Origin of the sequence: Bacillus sp. 0102A (assembly GCF_036765155.1) — a bacterium.
Classification (GTDB): Bacteria; Bacillota; Bacilli; order Bacillales; family Bacillaceae; genus Bacillus; species Bacillus subtilis_G.
Genome location: NZ_JBAIZW010000003.1, coordinates 12,572 through 33,351, shown reverse-complemented (window position 1 = coordinate 33,351; position 20,780 = coordinate 12,572). Strand labels below are relative to the sequence as shown.

General features: G+C 45.7%; 21 protein-coding genes. 5 read left to right on the top strand and 16 right to left on the bottom strand.

Going from position 1 to position 20,780, the window contains the following annotated elements:
- Positions 1-265 precede the first annotated feature (265 nt).
- The gene (gerQ, locus tag V6D41_RS08375) at positions 266-799 is read left to right on the top strand and encodes a spore coat protein GerQ (RefSeq protein WP_333517895.1); all 534 of its coding nucleotides are present in this window, start codon (positions 266-268) and stop codon (positions 797-799) included.
- A gap of 41 nt (positions 800-840) precedes the next feature.
- Here the strand turns inward: gerQ and V6D41_RS08370 are convergent, their stop codons facing one another.
- From V6D41_RS08370 to V6D41_RS08360, 3 genes are all read right to left on the bottom strand, one after another.
- Positions 841-1,212: a DUF423 domain-containing protein gene (locus V6D41_RS08370; RefSeq protein WP_087992786.1), complete on the bottom strand. Its 372-nt coding sequence runs from the start codon at positions 1,210-1,212 to the stop codon at positions 841-843.
- A gap of 61 nt (positions 1,213-1,273) precedes the next feature.
- Complete coding sequence (locus tag V6D41_RS08365) at positions 1,274-2,596, bottom strand: purine/pyrimidine permease (protein ID WP_333517894.1); 1,323 nt, start codon at positions 2,594-2,596, stop codon at positions 1,274-1,276.
- A 19-nt stretch (positions 2,597-2,615) separates the two neighbouring features.
- Positions 2,616-2,939: a YwdI family protein gene (locus V6D41_RS08360; protein WP_333517893.1), complete on the bottom strand. Its 324-nt coding sequence runs from the start codon at positions 2,937-2,939 to the stop codon at positions 2,616-2,618.
- Positions 2,940-3,105: 166 nt separating this feature from the next.
- Here V6D41_RS08360 and V6D41_RS08355 point away from each other — a divergent pair, with 166 nt between their 5' ends.
- On the top strand, positions 3,106-4,476 hold the full coding sequence (locus V6D41_RS08355) for an aldehyde dehydrogenase (protein ID WP_333517892.1): 1,371 nt from the start codon (positions 3,106-3,108) through the stop codon (positions 4,474-4,476).
- A gap of 24 nt (positions 4,477-4,500) precedes the next feature.
- Here the strand turns inward: V6D41_RS08355 and V6D41_RS08350 are convergent, their stop codons facing one another.
- The 5 genes from V6D41_RS08350 to V6D41_RS08330 all read right to left on the bottom strand — a co-directional run bounded on the left by V6D41_RS08350 (position 4,501) and on the right by V6D41_RS08330 (position 7,636).
- Positions 4,501-5,178 carry a uracil-DNA glycosylase gene (locus V6D41_RS08350; protein ID WP_333517891.1) on the bottom strand — a complete coding sequence of 226 codons (678 nt, stop codon included), beginning with the start codon at positions 5,176-5,178 and terminating at the stop codon, positions 4,501-4,503.
- 14 nt (positions 5,179-5,192) lie between these two features.
- Positions 5,193-5,999 (bottom strand): glycosyltransferase family 2 protein, encoded by an 807-nt coding sequence (locus tag V6D41_RS08345; RefSeq protein ID WP_333517890.1) that lies wholly within the window; start codon positions 5,997-5,999, stop codon positions 5,193-5,195.
- An 89-nt stretch (positions 6,000-6,088) separates the two neighbouring features.
- Positions 6,089-6,622 (bottom strand): hypothetical protein, encoded by a 534-nt coding sequence (locus V6D41_RS08340; RefSeq protein WP_333517889.1) that lies wholly within the window; start codon positions 6,620-6,622, stop codon positions 6,089-6,091.
- 47 nt (positions 6,623-6,669) lie between these two features.
- Positions 6,670-7,305: a permease prefix domain 1-containing protein gene (locus V6D41_RS08335; RefSeq protein ID WP_333517888.1), complete on the bottom strand. Its 636-nt coding sequence runs from the start codon at positions 7,303-7,305 to the stop codon at positions 6,670-6,672.
- The gene (locus V6D41_RS08330; protein WP_148963404.1) at positions 7,298-7,636 is read right to left on the bottom strand and encodes a PadR family transcriptional regulator; all 339 of its coding nucleotides are present in this window, start codon (positions 7,634-7,636) and stop codon (positions 7,298-7,300) included. Before V6D41_RS08330 ends, V6D41_RS08335 begins: the two co-directional genes overlap by 8 nt.
- A gap of 143 nt (positions 7,637-7,779) precedes the next feature.
- Here V6D41_RS08330 and V6D41_RS08325 point away from each other — a divergent pair, with 143 nt between their 5' ends.
- Positions 7,780-8,595 (top strand): bifunctional hydroxymethylpyrimidine kinase/phosphomethylpyrimidine kinase, encoded by an 816-nt coding sequence (locus tag V6D41_RS08325; protein WP_333517887.1) that lies wholly within the window; start codon positions 7,780-7,782, stop codon positions 8,593-8,595.
- A 73-nt stretch (positions 8,596-8,668) separates the two neighbouring features.
- On the opposite strand, the gene V6D41_RS08320 is transcribed toward V6D41_RS08325, so the two are convergent.
- The 3 genes from V6D41_RS08320 to scrA all read right to left on the bottom strand — a co-directional run bounded on the left by V6D41_RS08320 (position 8,669) and on the right by scrA (position 11,832).
- A complete protein-coding gene (locus tag V6D41_RS08320; protein WP_087992796.1) occupies positions 8,669-8,917 on the bottom strand; it encodes a hypothetical protein in 249 nt (82 codons plus the stop codon).
- A 93-nt stretch (positions 8,918-9,010) separates the two neighbouring features.
- Positions 9,011-10,450 carry a sucrose-6-phosphate hydrolase gene (gene sacA, locus V6D41_RS08315; RefSeq protein ID WP_333517886.1) on the bottom strand — a complete coding sequence of 480 codons (1,440 nt, stop codon included), beginning with the start codon at positions 10,448-10,450 and terminating at the stop codon, positions 9,011-9,013.
- Positions 10,447-11,832: a PTS system sucrose transporter subunit IIBC gene (gene scrA / locus V6D41_RS08310; protein WP_333517885.1), complete on the bottom strand. Its 1,386-nt coding sequence runs from the start codon at positions 11,830-11,832 to the stop codon at positions 10,447-10,449. The genes sacA and scrA overlap by 4 nt, the downstream gene beginning before the upstream one ends.
- A gap of 300 nt (positions 11,833-12,132) precedes the next feature.
- On the opposite strand from scrA, the gene V6D41_RS08305 reads away from it, so the two are divergent.
- Complete coding sequence (locus V6D41_RS08305) at positions 12,133-12,903, top strand: formate/nitrite transporter family protein (RefSeq protein WP_333517884.1); 771 nt, start codon at positions 12,133-12,135, stop codon at positions 12,901-12,903.
- A 38-nt stretch (positions 12,904-12,941) separates the two neighbouring features.
- On the opposite strand, the gene sacT is transcribed toward V6D41_RS08305, so the two are convergent.
- Positions 12,942-13,772: a sac operon transcriptional antiterminator SacT gene (gene sacT / locus V6D41_RS08300; RefSeq protein WP_148963399.1), complete on the bottom strand. Its 831-nt coding sequence runs from the start codon at positions 13,770-13,772 to the stop codon at positions 12,942-12,944.
- Between the two features lie 39 nt (positions 13,773-13,811).
- The gene (locus V6D41_RS08295) at positions 13,812-14,114 is read right to left on the bottom strand and encodes a hypothetical protein (RefSeq protein WP_333517883.1); all 303 of its coding nucleotides are present in this window, start codon (positions 14,112-14,114) and stop codon (positions 13,812-13,814) included.
- A 530-nt stretch (positions 14,115-14,644) separates the two neighbouring features.
- Here V6D41_RS08295 and vpr point away from each other — a divergent pair.
- On the top strand, positions 14,645-17,065 hold the full coding sequence (vpr, locus tag V6D41_RS08290) for a serine protease Vpr (RefSeq protein WP_333517882.1): 2,421 nt from the start codon (positions 14,645-14,647) through the stop codon (positions 17,063-17,065).
- Between the two features lie 32 nt (positions 17,066-17,097).
- On the opposite strand, the gene V6D41_RS08285 is transcribed toward vpr, so the two are convergent.
- From V6D41_RS08285 to V6D41_RS08275, 3 genes are all read right to left on the bottom strand, one after another.
- On the bottom strand, positions 17,098-18,102 hold the full coding sequence (locus V6D41_RS08285) for an LLM class flavin-dependent oxidoreductase (RefSeq protein WP_333517881.1): 1,005 nt from the start codon (positions 18,100-18,102) through the stop codon (positions 17,098-17,100).
- A 175-nt stretch (positions 18,103-18,277) separates the two neighbouring features.
- Entirely contained in the window at positions 18,278-19,027 is a 750-nt protein-coding gene (nfsA, locus tag V6D41_RS08280) for an oxygen-insensitive NADPH nitroreductase (RefSeq protein ID WP_333517880.1), read from the bottom strand.
- A gap of 105 nt (positions 19,028-19,132) precedes the next feature.
- A complete protein-coding gene (locus V6D41_RS08275; protein WP_333517879.1) occupies positions 19,133-20,317 on the bottom strand; it encodes an FtsW/RodA/SpoVE family cell cycle protein in 1,185 nt (394 codons plus the stop codon).
- Positions 20,318-20,780 lie beyond the last annotated feature (463 nt).

Here is a 20,780-nt window from a genome sequence, read left to right as displayed (position 1 = left end):
TTATGCGCAAATTGCGCTAGGGATACAAACCAATATGCGCGAAAAGTTTGTGTATGCCTACGAAAAACAGCGGCTGCCCAGACCAAAATCTGGCCCGTCCGCTGTTCTTTTTCCGCATATTCCAAGCATCAGCCTCATAAGGTGAAAGAGATAAAAATCGCACCAGCGACTAAGATCGTTTTCCATCGGAGGTGAGTCATCGCGGAGCGTTCATCTATACATCCGGAACTTGTTTTGAATGGTTTTCATAAAAAGGAGGAACGATATGAAACCGAAAAAAAATCAATATCAGCAAATGCAGGGATTTGATAATATGCAGGGATATCAGCCTCAGTACGGAGCCAATCCGTACCCGCAGCAAGGTCAAGGCGCGCAAATGCAGACGATGGGGATGCAGCCAATGATGCCAATGCAGCAAGGACAGCAAGGGCAGCAAGGATTCGGATTCCCGGGCCAGCAGGGCGGCGGGTTTCAAATTCCATCGGGGCCGACACCGTCGGCGCCCGGCCAAAGCATTCCCGGCATGCTGCCTGTTGAGGAATCATACATTGAGAACATTTTGCGACTGAACCGGGGAAAAACGGCCACCATTTATATGACATTTGAAAACAGCAAGGAATGGGGCTCAAAGATCTTTCGCGGCGTCATCGAGGCTGCGGGCCGGGATCACATTATCATCAGCGACCCGAAATCAGGAACTCGCTACCTGCTCCTGACCATCTACCTCGATTACATTACATTTGATGAAGAAATTGCGTATACGTATCCATATTCCATGGCATCCTATTCGCCAAGATAAAGTAAAAGCCAATCACTCATATGATGAGGATTGGCTTTTTTTTATAGATATTTGACGGCTGCGACAATGATCATGATCCAAGAAATAATAAACGCCACACCGCCGAGCGGGGTAATGGCCCCAAGAATGGAGATTTGCGTCAAACTGAGAATATATAAGCTTCCGGAAAACAGCACAATTCCCGCAAACATCAGCCAGCCGGCTGTCGTGACACTGCCGATGCCGGATAATTTATCGGCCAGGAAGGCGACAACGAAAAGCCCAAGGGCGTGATACATATGATACTGCACACCTGTGTGCCACACCTGAAGATATTTATCAGGAATTTTCCCTTCTAATCCGTGAGCGCCAAATGCCCCGAGTCCCACGGCAAGCAGGGCGTTAATGGCCCCTAATATGATAAAAACTTTCATCTAGTTCTCCCGCCTTTTCGTTAAACTCATATCCTTTATCTTATCGCACCTATACTAAAATTCAATGTTTGTTCTCCGATGACACCAGATTGTCGGATTTTCTCCTGCGCCAAAGCTGGAACTGGTCTGCCGCTATTGCAACAAGCGTTCCTAATACAAGCCCGTTGCTTAACAGAGAAATAAATACCGGGTGCAAACCCTTTAAGGCAGTTTCAGGAACAAACATAATGCCGACCCCCGTCAACAGCGAGGTGCCGATCACAGACCGCACCCTTTTCAGTTCCGCTTTCTCATATGAATCAAATTCTGCAAGGGCCAGACCGCCCATCGCGGAAAACACAACAAAGTTTACCGCAAATCCAACGGGTGACGGCAGGCTCGCAAACGCATTCATGAAAAACGGGATCACGCTGATCACGACAACGAGAATACTGCCGAGCATAAACGGTTTTTTAGAAGGCATTTTGGTCGTTTCAATAAAACCCGCTGCTCCCGAAATCGGAACCGGTGCAATGGCTCCCGTCAAACCGCTCAGCAGATGGCTGAATGAGGCGGCAAAACCGGCATGGCGTTCATGATGCCGCCCATCCGGCTGTTTGCCGAATTTTTTTACAGCGATGTCCACAACCTTCATGCTCGCCAGCATATTCACGATCAGCAAGATGGTAATAAAAATTGAGGTGATGATAAGACCGCTGTTAAATAAAGGTTTGCCAAAAGGAAACAGGGAGGGCAGCTGAAACAGCCGATCAGGTATTTCCATCTGCTTTGCAGCTCCGGCAGCCGCAAACAGCACCCATCCGCCGAACAGAGCCAATAAAATAGAATATTGCTTAAAAAACGTGATGTTCGAATTTGTCATTATAAAGGCGGCGGCGATTACAACAAGTGCCAGACCAAATACAAGGCCGTCTACACCGTCCTTGCGGTAGCCGATTCCGAGAATTCCTTTTATTATGGGCTGACTCAGCTGCATGACAAGCAGCAATAAATAGACGCCTGTTACAACCGGAGTAAACAAGGCGGCGAGCCGGTCAATGACCTTGAAGATACTTAACAAAAAGAAACATACAGCGCTTACAAGAAGAGCTCCCTGCAACCCGCGCAGTGTGTCCCCGTAAGTTGCAAAAACAGTTCCCGTCAGCCCGCCGTAGATCGTATACACGCCCCACCACAAGCCGGCGGGGCTCTCATTGATCGGCAGTCTGTGACCTTTCAAACACTGAATGACGGCGGCAATTCCCAATACAAAAAAAGTGCTCTGGATCAATCTCGCAGAATCTGAGTGATCCAGATGAAACGACTGGGCAACCGCCACCGGAACAACAATCGCCGCAGCAATGATAAACGCTGTCCATTGCAGCGCGGCAAGAACCAATTTCACGTGCGCTCAACCTTTCTCTTTAAAAATCAAATAAAGACTCTCCGTTTCCGTCCTCTTCCTGCTTCTCTTTTTCCTGATTTCGATATTTGTTTAATCCCGCGCTTCCCATCATTTTTTCCATCATCAACTGGTCTGTCGATGGCGGCGCGGCAGGACTTGGCGTGCTGCTCGGCTGGATGCGGGGCGCGCTTGCGGTCTCCGGCTGAGGCTGATCCAGCACGACGTCACACAAAGAACGGACAACCGCTACGGAACGCTTCAGCTCCTCATTCCGTTCAGCTGTCTTTGCTTTTTTCAGCTCCTCTTCCATCTTTTGAATCAAAGCAGATATATGAATGTTCATAGAGAACCCTCCAAAAAATAAATGTCATCTTCCTGCATTTTATCAAATTCCTGCTGCAAAAGCAGATATGAGTTTGTTATTTTTTCTAACAAACCTTGCGCATTTGACAAGCAGAAGAGATTTTTCACATAATAAATCACCATACCTACAAAAAAGGAGCGATGGAATGAACAGTATACCCTCTATCGTCAGCAAGCAGAAAGCATATTTTGCGGCGGGGCATACGAGACCGCTAGAATCGAGACTGGACCTGTTGCAGAAGCTGAAACAAGCCATCAAAACACATGAAGCCGATCTCACAGCCGCTCTCTATCAAGATCTCCACAAATCCGAACAAGAAGCATACACAACGGAAATCGGAATCGTGTTGGAGGAAATCAGCTTTGTGATGAAACGGCTGGGAAAATGGGCCAAGCCGAAACGAGTCAAAACACCGCTGACTCATCTAGGCTCCAAAAGCATCATCATACCTGAGCCGTATGGAACCGTTTTGGTGGTTGCTCCATGGAACTATCCCCTGCAGCTGGCGCTTTCTCCCTTGATTGGAGCCATTGCCGCCGGGAACACGGTCGTTCTCAAACCGTCAGAATATACGCCGGCTGTTTCCGCTGTTCTTTCCAACCTCATCAGCAGCGTTTTTCCAAATGATTATGTCGCTATGGCGGAAGGCGGTCCCGACGTCAGCACAGCGTTATTACAGCAGCCCTTCGATTATATTTTCTTTACCGGCAGCGTTGCCGTGGGAAAAATCGTCATGGAGGCTGCGGCCAAACAATTAACACCCGTTACTTTGGAGCTTGGCGGCAAAAGCCCCTGTATTGTCCATAAGGATGCTGACATACAGCTTGCCGCCAAACGCATTGTCTTCGGGAAATTTACAAATGCCGGACAAACCTGCATCGCACCCGATTATTTAATTGTCCACGAAGACATCAAAACGAAGCTCACAGAAGAAATGAAGCGTGCGATCAGAGAATTTTACGGCTCTCAGCCCGAACGGAATCCGCAGTACGGCAAAATCGTCAGTGAGCGCCACTATCAGCGGCTGCTCGATTTTCTGAATGATGGCGTCCCGCTCACAGGGGGACAATCTGATTCTGATCACCACAAAATAGCGCCGACGATTCTTGATCAAGTGGAGGATGACTCTCCTGTGATGCAGGAGGAGATTTTTGGGCCGATTCTTCCGCTGTTTACGTACGGCGATATCGATGAAGTCATTGACAAAGTCCAATCGCGCCCGAAGCCGCTCGCCCTGTACGTCTTTACCACAAACAAAGAAATCGAGCGGGCTGTTTTAGAGAATCTGTCGTTTGGCGGAGGCTGTGTCAATGATACGCTAATGCACGTCGCGACACCGTATTTGCCATTCGGCGGCGTCGGAGAAAGCGGTATCGGCAGCTATCACGGATTTGACAGCTTTAACACATTTACGCACAAAAAAAGCGTCGTCAAACAAACGAACCGCTTCGACATCGCTTTTCGTTATCCTTCTTCCAAAAACGGGCTGCGAATGATTCGGAAAATACTCAAATAAAAAAGCGCAGATGATCCGCGCTTTTTACAATTCCTTTATACACCAATCAATCGGCGCTTCTCCCATTTTCTCCAAGCACGCATTCGCCCGGGAAAACGGTCTGCTCCCGAAAAATCCGTTTCTTGCCGAAAACGGGCTGGGATGCGTCGATTCAATGATAAAATGCTTGGACGTATCGATCCGTTCTTTTTTCATTTGGGCATGCCGGCCCCACAAAATAAAGATTACCGGCTGCTCCCTTTCATTCAACACGTCAATAATCCGGTCCGTCAGCCGCTCCCAGCCTTTCCCCTTATGAGAATTTGCCTGTCCGCGTCTTACCGTCAGCACAGTGTTCAGCAAGAGAACCCCTTGCTTTGCCCAGCTGACAAGCGACCCGTGGTTCGGAATGCTGCACCCGATGTCCTCCTGCAGCTCAAGAAAGATATTTTTTAATGAAGGCGGCTGCTTCACACCCGGCTTTACGGAGAAGCTTAAACCTTGAGCCTGTCCTGGCCCGTGATACGGGTCCTGGCCGAGAATGACCACCTTGACATCATCGAATGGGGTATAATGCATCGCATTAAAAATATCCCGGCTGTCCGGATAAATCGTTTGCTCCTCGTATTCCCGCTTCAGCATTTCTCTGAGCTCTTGATAATACGGTTTCTCAAACTCTTCTTCCAGCTGATTCCACCAGCTGTCTTCTAAAATCTGTTTCAAGATTCAGGCCTCCCTTACGAACGATGAAGTCTGGAATAGACAGGTTTGCCATCCCAAACAATTTCACTTTTTGCTTCCCGTCTTTTCATCTCAGGCTCTTCAAGCAGGACGGCAAAGTTTTTCGTCGGCAGTTCCCCGAGTCCGTGCTTTTCACTTAATCGATCCAAATATTGTTTCCGCTTGGCGCCAAGGTCCGCGGACTGATTGTCTCCCGCGTCACTGAAGGCATACATCACACTGGCACAAGGGACACGCTTCACCCGGTAATCCTTCGCCACGCGCAAATAAAAATCCCAGTCCCAATAATTGTGCACATCAGCATCGAAATAACCGATTTCAGCATGCAGAAAACGTCTGTACATGCTTCCCGACGGCACATATGTAGAGAACACTCTCATATCCTCGTAGTCAGCGGTATAAGCAAACAGCTTCCGCGAAATTGGATATCTTGTTCCGTTTTTCTCTTCAAATGAGACAATCTCCGCATCAGAATGAACGAAATCCGCCGTTTCTATTTCCTTCGCCATTCTCTCCACATGCCCCGGTGTAAAGAAATCATCGTCATCACAAAGCATAATGCAATCGCCAGACGTCTCTTTTACACCGGCATTTCTCGCAGCCACATGCCCCGAGTTCTTTTCTAAATTGATGACAGCAATCGGCAGCTCCGGATACAGTGCTTTGACCGGCACGACCGATTCCCCGGCATCATTCACAATAACGACTTCATAAGGCTTCAAGGTCTGCTGCGAAATCGACTCCAGAAGCTCACACAAAGCCGGAATCCGATTATAGGTCACAATTACGATAGAAATCTTCATGATGCTCTCCTTCACATTTTCATAGTCATGTACTATTAAAACATATATTGGACGGGAGATCAGTGGGAATATCCTACTGAAACAGCAAACTAGAATGATAGAAACAATAATGTGGCACCGATCAATAGCACCAAGATCAGTGCCAGATCTCCAAATACATGACAGAGATCTTTCAGGCGTACGTTATTCGGAAGGATCAGATGCCACAGCTTAGATTGATAGACCGGAAGCAGCACAAGTGCATAAGAAAGACACAAAAACGTAAAAGCCGGCGGCGCAAAAGCACAGCCTGTATCGTCCCAATTCATCACGATGTCTTTCATACTAGATCCATCCAACAAAAACAAACTTATCATGAAGACCAGCAGCACAAAGGACCCCAATTGAACATCAAACAGGCGCATTTTCTGGTTATATGCAAACCTGACCGCCCAAAACCAGACATAAGCATATGAACATAACAACATAAGAATGGCACCGGCTGTAAATACGACATCAGGCAGCCAACCAAGAAGAAAAACAAAAGGCAAGCTAGCTAACATAGCCAAGAGCATACAGCCACCAGTAAACAAAAATACTGCGCCATGAACGAAAAAACCATATAAACAAGAGCTAAGCTTCACGACATACACCTTCCTTACATAGAAATTCTATGCATATACCTAAAAAATCAGGCAAGCTGACGCCTGCCAATATAACAGCCTATTCGGCCGAATAACGGAAATAACAGTGTTGCACAAGCGCAAATTCCGACAAACCAAGGTGTCAGAAAGGATTGAAACAGCGAAGCAGGAATCACATTGAACAGAAATACAAGCATAAAAATGATATTTGGCACTATAGAGATTCGAATCGTTTGTAAAACTAGCTTTTCTCCGCGTTTTCCAAACTCCCTCCCCCCTTGATACCCAATCAGCACCCAGTACATGATATATGCAGCTAAGATCAGCCACACAGAAACAGAAATGCCTTTCCATACTGCTTGAACAATAGGGGATTCAAGCCAGACGTGCATCGTCGTAATAGCGATGCCGACAGCGAATAGTGCGCTGTTACAGAAAAGATGGAACACCAAAAACACACGGAACGTTACAGGCTGTTCTTTCTTAAACGAAGAAACAATGTCAGCTGGTGTTCCAAACGTCTGCAATAAAATCTGCATAGCTTCCGCCTCACTCTTCCCTTCCTGAAGAGAGTGGAGCAGATGATGTTCAATATGACTCTCAATCTCTTCTATTATCGTCTCTCCTTCTGGAAACCCTATAAGTCCATTTTTGATTTCAGACAAATACGTTTCTTTATCCATTCTGCCCGCCCCGCTTCAACATTCGGTCCATCATAGCCGAAAATACGCTCCATTCCTTCGTGCGTTCCGACAGCACCTCTTTGCCTTCATCTGTAATCCGATAATATTTGCGGTCCGGCCCTTTCTCCTGCTTCTCCCAATAGGAAGAAATAACCCCTTGGCGTTCAAGCTTGTGAAGAGAAGGATACAAGGTCCCTTCTTTCATCTGCCATTCATTTCCGCTGCGGGTACCCATTTCTTTTACAAGTTCATAGCCGTACATCGGCCGCTCGTTTAGAAGCGTCAATACCAATATCACAGTGCTGCCCTTCACCAACTCACGATTTAACATCACAAAACCCCTACCTAGTTTTCTTATGTAGCATTTTACGAAAGTTCTTTAGTATTGTCAAATAATTCCTATAGATCTTCTATATTGTGATACAGAGAAAATCTAACTATAATGAAAGACAAAACATGATGGAGGTTCAAGACATGTCTATGCATAAAGCACTTACCATTGCCGGCTCAGATTCCAGCGGCGGTGCTGGGATTCAAGCTGATTTAAAAACATTTCAAGAGAAAAACGTATACGGGATGACCGCCTTAACAGTGATCGTCGCGATGGACCCGAACAACAGCTGGGACCATCAGGTATTCCCGATCGATACTGATACAATCCGCGCCCAGCTTGCAACGATTACGGACGGCATCGGAGTGGACGCCATGAAAACAGGAATGCTGCCAACCGTTGATATCATCGAGCTTGCGGCAAAAACGATCAAAGAAAAACAATTAAAAAATGTGGTGATTGACCCGGTCATGGTTTGCAAAGGGGCAAATGAAGTCCTTTATCCGGAGCACGCCCAAGCCCTGCGTGAACAATTAGCGCCGCTAGCCACTGTCATTACACCGAATCTGTTTGAAGCCAGCCAGCTCAGCGGCATGGATGAATTAAAAACAGTTGACGATATGATCGAAGCTGCTAAAAAAATTCACGCACTCGGCGCCCAATATGTCGTCATTACAGGCGGAGGCAAACTCAAACACGAAAAAGCCATTGATGTTCTCTATGACGGAGAAACAGCGGAAGTCCTCGAAAGCGAAATGATCGATACGCCTTATACCCATGGCGCAGGCTGTACGTTCTCAGCAGCCGTGACAGCGGAGCTCGCCAAAGGTGCGGAAGTCAAAAAAGCCATTTACACAGCGAAAGAATTCATTACTGCTGCCATTAAAGAATCCTTCCCGCTAAACCAGTATGTCGGACCTACGAAGCATTCTGCGCTGCGTCTGGATAAACAATCATAAACAACATCGGCTGCCTTACTTAGAGGGCAGCCTTTTTTCACAGAAAAAACTGCCGATCCCATCGGCAGCCTGTTTATTTGATTTTTAAATTGTTCGCAGATTTCCTCAAAAATGTTTCTATCGACTGAACAAAAAGTGCGTATTCCTTCATTTGCTCATATGCCCGTGAAAGAATTTCCGCCGTTTCACTGTGCGGTGCAGTCCCGCCAAGCATTTTTTTCAGCTGCAGCAGCACATCCTTATATTCTTCCCGCTTATCTTCAACCTGATCCGCAGCCTTTTCCAAACATTCCGGTGTTATCTTCTGTTCATGTATATTCAAGAAAACAACTCCTTTTACAGAAAAAAATAGTAGGTTATCGTTGAAGAATAGCACAGATGGCACAGATTTCACATAAGAAAATAGAAGGATTTTCTACATAAGTGTCCAAATTCCGACATTCATTTCAGATTTTCCGGTCGAACTGGCTGTCACGTCATGATTTCCCGGGAAAGGAAAATATCTTGCACTAAAGACCTCTTCTCCATGATTGATAAAGATTTCTATAGATGACGCGTCGATAAACATGTGCACGGTATGCAAATCCTTGATGCGGCAATGTCTTGCTTCTGTTCGTTTTCCGTCGAAGCTCGTTCGCTCCAGCGTAATAACCCCCTCGTTCTGATCAAAGGAGAACGCAGCCGTTCCGCGGATACTGATTGAAAAACCGGACTCTGTATCAATGTCTTCGATCAAGATCTCAGCTCTTTCAGGGTTTTCAACTGGAAGCGTCCCAGATGATCCATGCATGTTGATTTGTATGTTCTTCTCATTCCTGCGCATGGCTTTCAGCTCAGGCAGCGGCTGCTGAATCAGCTTCTGCCCTGATAGCGTCAGCTGTCTCGGCAGCGTCATACAGTGAATCCAGTGATAGTCAATTGTCGGATGAGATCCTTCATCCTGATCAGGCACCGCCATCCATGCAAACAAAATCCGCCTTCCCTGATCGTCTTCAAGTGTTTGCGGAGCGTAAAAATCAAAACCTTGATCAAGCTCAATAAAATCGCCATGCTTCAGTTCAGGCTTGTTATAATCAAGACGCCCGACAACATAACCTGATTGATACACGTTTTGATAATGAAAACCGTCCGCCTCAAGACCCTGAGGTGAGACAATCAGCACATCGGATCCCTGAAGAGAAAACAAGTCAGGGCATTCCCACATGTACCCGAAATCGTCCAGCCCATTGAAGCCCGCCCCAGTTACCGGGCCGAAAAATCTCCACTCCGTCAAGTTATCTGAAGCAAACAAAACAGCGTGTCCTTGCCTATTCTCCGTTTGCGCGCCAATCACCATATACCATGTGCCTTCATGCTCCCATACTTTCGGATCGCGAAAATGCGGCGTGTATCCTTCTGGAAGGCGGGCGACAACACCTTTCTTCTCAAAGGTCAGCCCGTCATCAGATACAGCAAGGCATTGATATGTTTCTCGGTTCCCCTCCTGATCCCTGACATTTCCAGTGTAAAACAGATAAAGCCGACCGTCTTTTGTGACAGCGCTGCCCGAGTAGCAGCCGTTTTTATCGAACCAATCACTCGGCGCCAGCGCAATTTCTTCCCGCTTCCAATTCACAGCATCCTGACTCGTATAATGGCCCCAGAATTTCGCGCCGTGCCCCGTCTGAAACGGCTGCCACTGAAAAAACACATGAAAGCTGCCCTTCCAATATACAACGCCATTCGGGTCATTCAGCAGCCCAACCGGCGGCATGATATGAAAATGCTGGCGGTGCGGATCACTGTCAGCGATAGGCTCTTTTTTCTCCACTTCTTCATATGCCCGGCGACGAAGCTCCTGATCATGTGATGTCATTTTTTTCTCCCCTCATCCTCATTAATCTTCATAATAAACGCTGCGGTAAACGATGACACTCCCGCAATGGCCATCCCAATCAGATAGTTGATCAAGTTGCCAACGCCAAACGGCGCAGCAATGGCAATCATCGGAATCCCTGTTAACCCGTAAGCGTTTGCAGCAACATGTGTAAAGACGACATACGCACCGCCCAATGCGCCTCCGATCATCGCGGCGATAAATGGCTTACGGTAGCGAAGATTGACTCCGAATATGACTGGCTCAGTAATGCCGAGAAAAGCAGAGAATGCAGCCGGAAGCGCGATTTCTTTTGTCTTTGCCTTTTTCGCCATAAAGAAGACGGCAAGGCCGGCCCCACCCTGTGCGACATTCGCCATTGACCAGATCGGCAGCAAGTAGTTTTTGCCGATATCAGCAATAAGTCCTGCCTCAATCGCGTGAAAGCTGTGATGAACGCCTGTCAGTACGATGAGTGAATACGTGCCCCCGAAAACCAGACCCGCAACAAAACCGGCATGATCATACACATAAGTTAACGCAATCGTAATGCCTGAGCCAAGTGCTCTGCCCAAAGGACCAATCGCGATAAAAGCGACAAACCCGGTGACAATCACTGTGACAAATGGTGTAACAAGCAAATCTACCGAATGAGGAACCACTTTTCTTGTCCATTTTTCAATCTTACTCATGACATAAACCGCCAGCAGGACAGGGATGACAGTCCCCTGATAGCCCAGAAGCGCGATATCAAATCCGAAAAGATGCATAAAATCTGGTGTTGCTTCCGCCAACCCCCAAGGATTCAAAAGCGTCGGATGAATCATGATTCCCCCAATAACCGCTCCCAAGTAAGGGTTGCTGCCAAACTCTTTTGAAGCACTGACCCCGATTAAAATCGGCAAGAAAATAAAGGCTGCGCTTGAAAACATATCAAGCAGCTGCAGCAAAGCAGACTCCTTGCTCATCCAATGAAACGCATTGATCATACCCAGTAAGCCCATTAACAGGCCGCTGGCGACAATAGCCGGAATGATTGGAACAAAAATATTAGAAAGCGTTTTCGCAAATCTCGCAGCGGGATTCAGTTTTTCTTTCGCCGCATCCTGGTGATTTACATGTTCGTCACGCTCGACATCAACTTCCTTCGAAAAAGCATCGTACACCTTATTGACAAGGCCTGTTCCGAAAATGATCTGGTACTGGCCAGAGCTGCTGAAAGCGCCTTTGACGCCGTCAAGCTCTTCTACTTGTGTTTGATCTATCTTTGATTCATCCTTAATCACTAAACGCAGTCTTGTTGCACAATGAGCCGCGCTGATAATGTTTTCTTTGCCCCCGAGAAGCTCGGTGAGGCGTTTTGCAGTCTCTTTGTAATCCATCTGTTTTTCCCCCTTTTATTTAAACAAAAAAGACCTAAAATTCGCCAACGAATAAAGGACACAGCGATCCTTTTTCATCTACGCAAATTTTAGGTCTTGCCTGCTTTACCAGTCACAATCCCGCTTATTCAGATTGAGAATACGCTTTCATCATAAATCATGACAGCGTTTTCGTCAACTGTTTTTTAGTTAAAAAGTTTGATAAAACATTTAGTCATAAATTCGTAAAATTTAATTGTGAAATACTTCACAATATCATGCTATACTATGCTCAATCATCAAAGAAAGCAGGAAAAGAACATGGAAACTCAAGCATTGCAAAAGGTTGAACAGTACGCTTTAAAAAAACAAAATATATTTATTTCCAGCAAATTCCGTTATTTACTTAGATCCATTCTAGCCAGCATGTTTATCGGTTTCGGCATTACAGCCGCAAGTAAAACAGGCAGCTATTTCTTCATGGTTGATTCTCCGTTTGCCTTTCCGGCAGCCGCTGTCACATTCGGAGCCGCTATTCTGCTGATTGCTTACGGCGGCGGGGATTTATTTACCGGCAACACCTTTTATTTCACCTATACCGCGCTCCGAAAAAAACTTCGCTGGCGAGACACCCTGTACCTGTGGATGACAAGCTATGCCGGCAATTTAATTGGCGCCATCCTATTTGCTATTCTGATCAGCGCGACAGGACTTTTTGAGGAGGCTTCTGTTCATTCCTTTTTGATTCATCTGGCAGAGCACAAAATGGAGCCGTCAGCTTCCGAACTGTTTTTCAGAGGTATGCTGTGCAATTGGCTTGTATGCCTCGCCTTTTTCATTCCGATGTCTCTCAAAGGAGAAGGAGCCAAGCTGTTTACCATGATGCTTTTTGTTTTCTGCTTCTTTATTTCAGGTTTTGAGCACAGCATTGCCAATATGTGCACATTCGCCATTTCACTTTTGATCGAGCACCCTGATACGGTGACACTGATGGGAGCGGTTAGAAACTTAATTCCTGTTACGCTCGGAAATCTGACCGCAGGAATAGTGATGATGGGCTGGATGTACTACACGCTCAATCCCGATAAATAAAAAAACTTCCAGAGATCACTCTCTGCAAGTCAAAGCGGTTATTCCGAGAGATCTTGAAGACGCTGGACATGCAGCGTAATATAGCCGGCCTCGGACTCCGGCAAATGTAATTGATATTCATTTTTCAAGAACTCCGCCAGCTCCAGCGCACATTGATAGGCAAATGAATACTTTTTTTGGATGAAATAAAGCATCTCCTCATCCATATGATGGAGCGCTTCATTTGATTCCAACCGGCTGACCGCGTATCGCAAATGCGTGACAAGGCGTTGATAGGAAATGCTGTTTTCATCCACCTTTCGATTAAAGTAGTTTTCTATTTTCTCTATCATTTCTTTAATCATGGTCGTATGCTTCAGCGCTGAATACATGCTCTCCGCATCCATCTTCGCCGTATGGATGTGAAGGGCAATATAACCCGCTTCATCTTCAGGCAGAGACACGCCCAATGTCTCTTTTACATGTCTGATTGCCCACAGGCCCACCTCATATTCTTTTTTATAGAGCGCCTTTATCTCATGCAGCAGTTTATTCTGCACAAGCAGCCCATTTTGAACCCTTTCGATCGCAAAGGATAAGTGGTCAGAAAGCGCGATATGAATGTGGTCGCTCAACGGCGCCGCGAGCTCCCCCTCCGCATAGCTGATGATATCCTCAGCGATTTCAATATGCTCCTCCGGCAGCGTTTGCAGGATTTGTTTAAACTTTTCATTCTCGTCGTGCACGACAAAGATCTTTTCCACTTTATTCATAGGGATGAGATCATTTTTCTTTTTTTGAAATGCGATTCCCGGTCCCATCACGATTTTTTCCTGATCATCCTCTTTTATTAAAGCCGCATTGTTGTTTAATACTTTATAGATTTTCAAGAGGCTATCTCTCCCGCCAATTTGCTTTTGACTGGGATTTTACCTCCTTTTGACCGCCATGTAAAGGTGCGGTCCAGCTCTCTCCTGCTTTGGCGATTCCTTGAAGGCTTGCAAACACCTTCTTTTATAAAGCGCAGCGGCTTTCACTTTCTGCTTTTCTTCGTCATTCACAGCCATCCGCCATTCATAAAACGAAACAAGTCCTGCGGCCTGCACCGCCGCTTTTCTTTGGTATGTACGCTGAGCCGAATAGACCGCAGCAGCCGCAGTTTTTCTGTCCGGCGTCACCCAGTTCATCAAAAAGACCATCCACACCCGTAAAGATACAAGCAAACGTTTCATAGAAAAACATCCCTCCGCTTCTTTTTGGCAGGCAGCCTTTTTAGCAGCCCGTTTTCTCAGCCGCAGCCCGCGGGAAAAGACGGCCGATTTCTTTTCTCGCAAACTAGCGGCTCTAGCAAAACTCATGACTCTATGATAGACCGCGGAAAGAGAATTCTTTGTCACAATATGAGTGAAAAAACCAACTAGTTTTTAGAAGTTTTGTTGAAAGCTGAAAGAAATGAAATGAAAATTGGAGAACCGCTCCAAAAACTTTATACACAAGTTATCCCAAAGTTAAGAACAACTTAGCCACAATAGATATCCACATATCTACAATCTCTCTCAATATTTTGTATAGGAACATATATTCCCAACTACATATATACACAGGTTTATTCACTTATGCACAGGGTTCTGTGTATAACTCCTCCCTTATACACAAAAGAATTTCAATAAATGGTTCATTTGACACAAGGATTTTTTTGAATTTTCAAGAAATATATACTAGGTCTTTAACATTTTTTCTTAAACACAAAGGGGGAAACACATTGAAAAATGGGATTATTCGCTTTCTGCTTCTAAGTTTCATTTTATTTTTCACGTTATCCACAAGTATGACAGGCGTACAGGCAGCTCCGGCTTCTTCAAAAACGTCGGCTGATCTGGAAAAAGCCGAGATATTCGGTGACATCGACATGACAACTAGCAAAAAAACAACCGTAATTGTGGAGTTAAAAGAAAAATCCTTGGCAGAGGCGAAGGAAGCAGGTGAAAGCCAAACGAAAAGCAAGCTGAAAACCGCTCGCACCAAAGCAAAAAACAAGGCCATCAAAGCGGTGAAAAATGGAAAAGTAAACCGGGAATATGAGCAGGTATTCTCAGGCTTTTCTATAAAGCTCCCAGCTAATGAAATTCCAAAACTTCTCGCGGTAAAAGACGTCAAAGCCGTATACCCAAACGTCACGTATAAAACAGACAATATAAAGGATAAAGACGTCACGATCTCCGAGGACGCCGTATCTCCGCAAATGGATGACAGCGCGCCGTATATCGGAGCAAACGACGCATGGGATTTAGGCTACACAGGAAAAGGCGTCAAGGTGGCGATTATTGATACCGGGGTTGAATACAATCATCCTGACTTGAAGAAAAACTTCGGACAATATAAAGGATACGATTTTGTAGACAATGATTACGATCCAAAAGAAACACCTACGGGCGACCCAAGGGGCGGATCCACTGACCACGGAACACATGTAGCCGGAACTGTGGCCGCAAACGGAACGATTAAAGGAGTTGCGCCTGATGCCACACTTCTTGCTTATCGCGTGTTAGGCCCTGGCGGAAGCGGCACAACGGAAAACGTCATCGCTGGCGTGGAACGTGCAGTACAGGACGGAGCAGATGTGATGAACCTGTCTCTCGGAAACTCTTTAAACAATCCGGACTGGGCGACAAGCACAGCGCTTGACTGGGCCATGTCAGAAGGCGTTGTCGCAGTTACGTCAAACGGAAACAGCGGACCGAACAGCTGGACAGTCGGATCACCGGGCACATCAAGAGAAGCGATTTCTGTCGGTGCGACTCAGCTGCCGCTCAATGAATACGCCGTCACATTCGGCTCCTACTCTTCAGCAAAAGTAATGGGCTATGACAAAGAGAATGACGTTAAAGCGCTCAATAACAAAGAAGTTGAACTTGTCGAAGCCGGAATCGGCGAAGCAAAGGACTTTGAAGGAAAAGATCTGACAGGCAAAGTCGCCGTTGTCAAACGGGGCAGCATCGCTTTTGTGGATAAAGCAGACAACGCCAAAAAAGCCGGCGCCATCGGCATGGTTGTGTATAACAACCTATCTGGTGAAATTGAAGCCAATGTGTCTGGCATGTCTGTGCCAACAATCAAACTTTCATTAGAAGACGGTGAAAAACTCATCAGCGCCATGAAAGCGGGCGAGACAAAAGCAACATTCAAGTTGACGGTCTCAAAAGCGCTCGGTGAACAAGTCGCTGATTTCTCATCCCGCGGCCCTGTTATGGATACATGGATGATTAAGCCTGATATTTCCGCACCAGGCGTCAATATCGTCAGCACCATCCCGACACACGATCCTAATAACCCATACGGTTACGGATCAAAACAAGGAACGAGCATGGCATCGCCTCATATTGCCGGAGCGGTTGCCGTTATCAAACAAGCAAAACCAAAATGGAGCGTTGAACAGATTAAAGCCGCCATCATGAATACCGCTGTCACTTTAAAGGATAGCGACGGAGAAGTATATCCGCATAACGCCCAAGGCGCAGGCAGCGCGAGAATCATGAATGCGATCAAGGCCGACTCTCTTGTCTCACCTGGAAGCTATTCATATGGCACATTTTTAAAGGAAAACAAAAACGAGACGAAAAAAGAAACGTTTACGATTGAAAATCAATCTTCCATTAGAAAGTCATACACGCTTGAATACTCATTTAACGGCAGCGGCATCTCCACATCCGGCACAAGCCGTGTTGTGATTCCGGCCCATAAAAACGGAAAAGCTACTGCAAAAGTAAAAGTCAATACAAAGAAAACAAAAGCCGGCACCTATGAAGGAACGGTCATCGTCAGAGAAGGCGGGAAAACCGTCGCCAAGATGCCTACATTGCTGATCGTCAAAGAGCCGGATTATCCGAGAGTAACATCTGTCTCCGTCAGCGAAGGATCTGTACAAGGCACCTATCAAATTGAAACCTATCTTCCTGCGGGAGCAGAAGAGCTGGCGTTCCTCGTCTATGACAGCAACCTAGATTTTGCAGGCCAAGCCGGCATCTATAAAAATCAAGATAAGGGCTATCGGTACTTTGACTGGGACGGCACGATCAATGGCGGAACCAAGCTTCCGGCCGGAGAATATTACCTGCTCGCCTATGCCGCGAACAAAGGCAAATCAAGCCAGGTTCTGACTAAAGAACCTTTTACCTTGGAATAAGAAAAAGCCTTGCCGATTGGCAGGGCTTCTTCTTATTCATTCGCAAATGCTTCCTGTAACAAGCGGTAAGAATCAAGCTTATCTTCAAAATGATGCGTTATGGTTACCGCCATGATTTCCTCCGTGCCATACGCTTTACTCAAAGCCAACAGCTGCGCCTTAACCTGTTCTTTTGTGCCGACAATCATTCGATTTCGATTCTCAGCAACTCGTCTCTGTTCATACGGAGAATACGTATTTTCCCGGACAGCTTCATACGAAGGAACTCCTTCTAAAGGGATGCCCTGCTCCCCCGCCAAAATCGTGAAATCTAGCACTGCCGCAAGCTCCTCTGCCTTTTCCTCTGTGTCAGCACAAAGAACAAAAACAGCGACTGCCGCACGAGGCGTATCACCTAACACAGATGGTTTAAATCGTCTCTTATACTGTCTGACCGTATCCTCTCCGCCCTCTCCATTGATAAAGTGGGCAAACATATAGCCAGCGCCTGTCTCAGCGGCAAGCAGCGCGCTTTCTCCGGATGAGCCGAGCAGCCACACATCCGGCGCGGTGGAAATATGCGGCGCTGCCGTCAGGTTCGGAAAACGATGTTTGTCATCCGCCAAATCATGCAAATACATGGCCAGCTCCTTGATTTGCTGAGGATACTGATCAGCATTGCGCTTCCCGCCGTCATTCAGCGCCCATGACGCAATCGGCATTCCCCCCGGTGCTCTGCCAAGCCCGAGATCAATTCTCCCCGGTGTCAGCCCCTCTAGCACACGGAAATTCTCAGCAACTTTATATGCGCTGTAATGCGGCAGCATGACACCGCCTGACCCCACACGGATTCGCTTCGTTTTCGCCGCTATATGACTGATCAGCACCTCAGGGCTTGACCCTGCCAACCGCTTTGAAAAGTGATGCTCAGACACCCAAAATCTCTTATATCCAAAATCCTCCGCAGCCTGCGCAAGCTTGACGGTTTGCTGTAAGGCTGTTTCTGCACTGCTGCCCTCTGATACTGGAGATTGATCTAATATACTTAATGAAATCATCCCTACCACCTCATCCTCATCGTATCACTGATCCTTTATTTTTTCTCAAAAGCCGCTCACACCGCTTATCAGTGTCTCCCGATCATTCGCCATTTATTTGTGACAGGATGTCTCTATTTGTCGGAATATGTTACACGTGAAACATAAAAACCCCTCCGAAGCGGAGAGGTTTGCTTTAGTTTTTATTAAAGCCTTTTTCTTTCACATAGTCATTTAAGTACGTACGCGGCTTCTGCTTCATAAAGTTCAGAATTTGATCAGACCACGTTTCTTCCCGCTCTCCGTTGGTTCTATCTCTATAATAATCAGAAATCGTTTTGTCATACGCATCCATGGATTCGCGGAAATCGTCTGTATTCACATTGTACGTATTCTCATGGTAGACAGCCTGCTTCGGCAGTCTCGGTTTTTTGCCGGAAAGGTTCGCAGGATGGCCTACTGCCAGCCCGAAAAGCGGAAGCACATGGTCAGGCGTTTGCAGCACCTCTGCCACCTTGTCCAGATCATTCCGAATGCCGCCAATATAACAAATGCCTAGTCCCATTGATTCTGCGGCAATGCTCATGTTTTGAGCTGCAAGCGCAGCATCAATTAAACTAACCATAAACAGTTCCGTATTTTCCAGCAGCTCAGAAATATTCTCGCCTTTTTCCTCAGCCAGTTTTTGATGGCGATACAAGTCCGCGCAAAATACAAAAAAGTGCCCGTTCTTCTCAACGTAAGGCTGCGGACCTGCAAGCACAGACAGCTCACGCTTTTTCTCAGGATCGGAAACACCGATAATGGAATACGCCTGTACATAGCTGGATGTAGACGCAGCCTGCGCACTTTTCACTAATGTATCAATTTCTTCAGCTGTCAAAAGCTGATCAGTAAAAGACCGGATCGACCGATGATTCAAAATGGTTTCGATTGTGTTATTCATCACAAGAACCTCCTTATCTATTTTTTATCATATCCGAAAAAAAGTGAACTCAAAAGGAAAATGCTCTGAAACAAAAAAGACAGCCATGTTAAGGCTGTCTGCATATTAAGAATTAAACAGATAACTTCTGTATTTCGTCAACTGTACACTCGCATTATAAACAATGCCGAAACCGATTAACGTGGAAAGTGTCGAACTTCCCCCGTAACTGACAAACAACAACGGAATCCCGGTAACAGGCATAATGCCGATGTTCATACCGATATTCTGGAATGTGTGAATCACAATTAACGCCGTAAATCCAACGCAAAAGAAAGAGGCGAAACGGTTAAACGGATGAATCTTGTCAATCAGAACGACAAGCCTGTAGATTAAGAAGAAGAACATGATGACGACAAAGGCACAGCCTAAAAAGCCAAATGATTCACCAATAATTGAAAAGATGAAGTCAGTCGTACTTTCTGGAACATAAACTTTTAGATCAGAAATACCATTTCCTATAATCCCGCCTGAACCTATTGCCATAATAGCCCTTTCAACCTGCCAGCCATTATCACTGGCTTCTTGGGTGTCTACCGCAGAATCCGACATCCATGATGTTACCCTGTTGATTTGGTACTCCTGAATTCCCAAGCTTTGTGCCAGATCAGGGAACTGAATAATGACAAATAAAACTAGGGTTATTAATAGAACCCCTGATCCGCTAATAAGCGCAATCAGTTTCCAGTTAATACCCGACATAAAAATCATTACAAGAACGATAAACATACAAATACCCGCCGTCCCAGCATCTTGCATCAGAATAAGACCAACAGGAATAACTGATACACCCGCAATTTTTAATAAAAGGTTAATATCATCCTTAAACGTCCGAACTCCTTTAGGGCTGGCTTTTCCAATGACTGAAGCAAGCATCATAATTAAACCAACCTTCATGAATTCTGAAGGCTGTATTGTAATTTTTCCAATCCTAAACCAACTTTTTGCTCCTTTAATGACAGGTGCAATGGACTCCGGACTGATTTTCAGGATAATCAAAGATAAAATACCAAGGATAAAAATATATAAACTTAACTTTTCAAGCTGTTCTAAATCAAAGTACAGAAGAACTGTAATAGCAACAGCCCCCAAAAAATAAAAGACAATTTGCTGTATCCAATCGGTGTTCCCATACTGCCCAAACTGACCGGCAGCATAAATTGAAACTACACTTATAATAAAAAACACACCAAATATAAAAATCAAATCCCCTTGGTAAAAGGGGTTTTGCTGTTTCTTATATCGACTCATTCTATCCCGCCTTACATTTTCATCGGAAAATCACTAATGTTTATTATACATGAACCACGTTCAAGATGACACGTGAAGCTCGCTTCCATTTATGTTTTTTGCGCGCATACACGGCGCTTTTTCAGCTACACGAAATATGACGTATCATAAACCGAAATGTTTCGATTGACACAAAAATTTTCAAATGAAATTGAAATAAACGCCATTCAAAAAGGTTTTGGTTAAAAAGTGAATGTAAAAGTGTGTTTCGTTCCTAAAACGCTTATATAGCTTAGTGTTTCCTTTGTATAATCAAAGAGAGACCTAAGCTCGATCTCTATATTTTCTCCTAGTGAATGAGCCTAAAAAAATAAGACAATAGGTCCAGACCATTTCCGCAAAAACGTGTATCAATTTCTGGAAAACATGGTATAATAATTGTAACAAAATGTTCAAAAAACGACCACAAAACAGACACAAATCA